The organism is Phycicoccus jejuensis (genome assembly GCF_000720925.1).
Classification (GTDB): domain Bacteria; phylum Actinomycetota; class Actinomycetes; order Actinomycetales; family Dermatophilaceae; genus Phycicoccus; species Phycicoccus jejuensis.
This window is the reverse complement of sequence record NZ_JOEE01000022.1, coordinates 1-3,181: the sequence shown is the minus strand read 5'-3', so window position 1 is coordinate 3,181 and position 3,181 is coordinate 1. Positions and strand designations below refer to the sequence as shown.

Sequence of the window (3,181 nt, the reverse complement as noted above, 5' to 3'; positions counted from 1 at the left end):
CCGGCTGCACCTGTCGACCAGCACGGTCCGCAACTACCTCTCCAGCGCGATCGGCAAGACAGGCACCCGAAACAAGACCGAGGCCGCCCATTTGGCCCGAGGGAACGGGGCGGGCCACGAGCCCGCGACCGATCCATCGATCGCTGAGGCCTCGCCGCCCTCAACAGGACGAGGGTCCTGCGGTCGCTCACGCAGGGCTCTGGTGCCACCAACTCGTGACGTGAGGACACCCAGAACCCACCCCGAGGTGCATTCACGACACCGTCCCAGACTCATGACTTCTTCGTGTCGCAGACAACCCAGTTCGAGGCCTCGAGGAAGCGAGGGGAGCGCCGTAGGTAGGGCCGCACCCCAACTGGGGGTCTTACAAGACCAAGGTGAAGAGGCCGGAAGAGTCTGCGTCAAGGCGGATGGTCGGGAGGGCAGGGAGTGAGTTCCCAGGGCGCCGGCCTGGGCCGGAACTACTGGCTGTTGTGGGGAGCCACCTCCGTCTCGGGCTTGGGTTCTGGAATGACTGCGGCGGCAATCCCGCTGTTGGCAGTGCTCTACAGCCAGGACCCGAGATTGATCTCACTTGTGACTGCCGCAACTTTCCTCCCGGCGTTGATCTTCGGGCTGCACAGCGGTGCCATCGTGGATCGAGTGGATCGTCGGATCCTGATGTTGGTCGCCGATGCGTCGCGCATGATCATGGTGAGCGTCCTTGCAGCGCTCGTGGTGCTGGAGCATGGTGCGACGCACTGGATCCTGCTGGCGGCATTCGTCCTCGGGAGCGGGGAGATTCTTTTCGAGAACGCCTCGGCTGCCTTCGTACCCATGGTTGTCAGCCGTGACCGGCTGGGCGCGGCCAACTCGGGCTTGATGGCAACCCAAACAGTGTCCATGCAGTTTCTTGGGCTCCCCCTCGGGGGCGCACTGTTCGCTCTTACTACTTCAGCCCCGTTCATCGTCGATGCAATCAGCTACGCGGTGGCCATTGCGTTGATCGTCACGATGAGCGGCACATACGGCCCTGGTAGGGCGGCGACACCATACGGCTCAGTCCCCACGGTGGCGGCCCACACGAGCGCCCGGACCACGGTGTGGGAGGACGTCCGTCAAGGAGCGACGTGGCTGTGGAGACACCGGCCCCTTCGTGCTCTCGCTCTTGCTACGGCAGGCCTCAATCTGGCCTTTGCCACAGGCGAGTCGACCTTGGTCCTGTACACCTCTCAAGTGCTGCACTTGAGTGAGCGTGGCTACGCCCTCCTCCTCTCGCTGCTCGCGATCGGCGCTGTCGGTGGATCCCTGACCGCACACCGGCTGAGAACCGCTGTCGGCGCCGTGCGCACGCTGGGCGGCTCCGTACTCTTGGTGGGCGCAAGTTTTCTCGTCCCGGCCCTCACGTCGAGCTTGGCGGCGGCGGTTGCGGCCTTGCTGGCCGGCGGCGCGGCGAGCATGATCTGGAACGTCGTCACCGTCACTGTCCGGCAGGAGCTGGTTCCGGACGCACTCTTGGGCCGGGTGACATCGGCGTACCGTGTCGCGGCACTCGGCGTGCTACCTGTAGGTGCAGTTTTCGGGGGTTTCCTCGCCCATGATTACGGGTTGCACGCCCCCTGGATGGCTGCCGCGTCCCTGGTAGCAGGCGTGAGTCTTGCTGCCAGGTCGTCGCGACAGGCAGAAGGCCTCACCATAGCCTTGGCGGATCCAGCAGCCGAAACCCAAGGCGACGCTGTCGGAGGCGAGTGAGCGGTGGCATGCCAAGCGAGGGCGGGGACGTGAGTCGCGCTGTACCCATCATGCCGACACGAGTCGACCTCACGGACGGAAGACCAGATTCATGAGCGCCAGATTCAATTCACGCAAGCGCCTCGTTGAGCGGACCCTGACCAAGGCCCGCGACTGGGCGATCGAATCAGGGGCGGTCAAGGCAGCAATTGTTGTCGGCTCCTACGCTTACGACCGACCCCGCATGGGCAGCGATGTCGACATCGTCCTCATCAGCGAGCAGGCCGAGCGACTCGCCAATGACCTGCCGTTCGTGCCCGCGATCGCGCCCGGAAGCCGACTCATCCGCGCCAAGCAGTGGGGCACGCTTTTCGAACGACGGTTTCGCCACCCAAGCGGCCTCATCATCGAGTGCGGGCTCGTAACGCCCCAATGGTGTGCGATCCCGCTGGATGCTGGCACACGTAGGGTCCTCAGCGACGGTTGCCGCGTCCTCACCGATGACGGATGCATGGACGAGGCGTTGAACGCCTTGCGAACCAGCCAGGCGCCAGCTTGAACCCGCGCGCAGTGTGGGCGCCCGGTGCGAGCTGTGTCGCCGACGTGGCCGAAGAGCCGATGCGATTCCGGACAGGCATCGGCTGAGAGTCCTGTCCTTGAAGGCGGTTCCTCGCCATGCCGGGACGGCGACCCGGTGAGATGTGCCCTCCCGGGACCGCGTAGCCCTCGACCTGCCTTTGGCTCCAGGTCAGCGAGGCAACCGGTCGGTGCTGGGCACCGCGCCGGCTCGCCAGTCAGTCACGCGCAGGTTCGACCGGAAGTGGTCTCTCGGGAGCGATGATTTTCCGTCTCCTCGATCGTCAGTAGGGTCATGATGAACGATAGGGAATTGCCCGAGCACCTCGATGGCGCAGCCACGGCGCGGCAGCAGATCCGTGCCTTGCACGAAGCGTGGTTCGTCGCGAGCCACGAGAAGGACCTCGACGCCTCTATGGCACCGTTTCACACCTCCGTTGTGACGTACGAGCACTCATCTCCTTTGAGGTACACAGACATCGAGGCAATCCGCGAGGAGTGTCGACGCGGCTTCGACATGCAGTCGGACGACTTCGCGTGGACCGTGCCTGACCTCGTGGTGGAGACCGACGGGGACCTCGCAGTCGCTTGGGGACTCAATCGCATGGCGAACCGCCGTGAGGATGGGACCGAGCAGGTGATGTGGTCGCGGGGGACCCGTGTGTTCAAGCGGTTCGCGCAGGGCTGGAAAATGATCCACCAACACGTGTCCTTTCCCTTCGACCCGGCCACGGGTGCGGCCGCTACGGACCTCGAGCCGTGACGGAGGAGGCGACTGCCGAGTGCCGGGCACTCCTGATCCGCTGGCTGGATGCCGTCCGGAACGGCAACGTGGCAAAGATTCTGGCCGACCACGCCCCGGATTGCGTAATGTTCGATGTCTCGCCTCCCGAGG

Annotated in this window: 3 protein-coding genes and 1 pseudogene; all 4 read left to right on the top strand. The window is 64.9% G+C overall.

The window, feature by feature from the left end:
• Positions 1-109: pseudogene (locus tag IG69_RS23050) on the top strand (LuxR C-terminal-related transcriptional regulator); the annotation flags it as partial.
• Between the two features lie 320 nt (positions 110-429).
• Positions 430-1,731, top strand: a complete 1,302-nt coding sequence (locus tag IG69_RS0119310; RefSeq protein ID WP_169742110.1) for an MFS transporter — start codon at positions 430-432, stop codon at positions 1,729-1,731.
• A gap of 91 nt (positions 1,732-1,822) precedes the next feature.
• Positions 1,823-2,269 carry a nucleotidyltransferase domain-containing protein gene (locus IG69_RS0119305; protein WP_030529796.1) on the top strand — a complete coding sequence of 149 codons (447 nt, stop codon included), beginning with the start codon at positions 1,823-1,825 and terminating at the stop codon, positions 2,267-2,269.
• A gap of 330 nt (positions 2,270-2,599) precedes the next feature.
• The gene (locus IG69_RS0119300; RefSeq protein ID WP_245616200.1) at positions 2,600-3,049 is read left to right on the top strand and encodes a YybH family protein; all 450 of its coding nucleotides are present in this window, start codon (positions 2,600-2,602) and stop codon (positions 3,047-3,049) included.
• Positions 3,050-3,181 lie beyond the last annotated feature (132 nt).

Excerpts from the sequence above, each read along its gene's own strand:
- IG69_RS0119305 (WP_030529796.1), top strand. The coding sequence starts at position 1,823 with ATGAGCGCCAGATTCAATTCACGCAAGCGCCTCGTTGAGCGGACCCTG.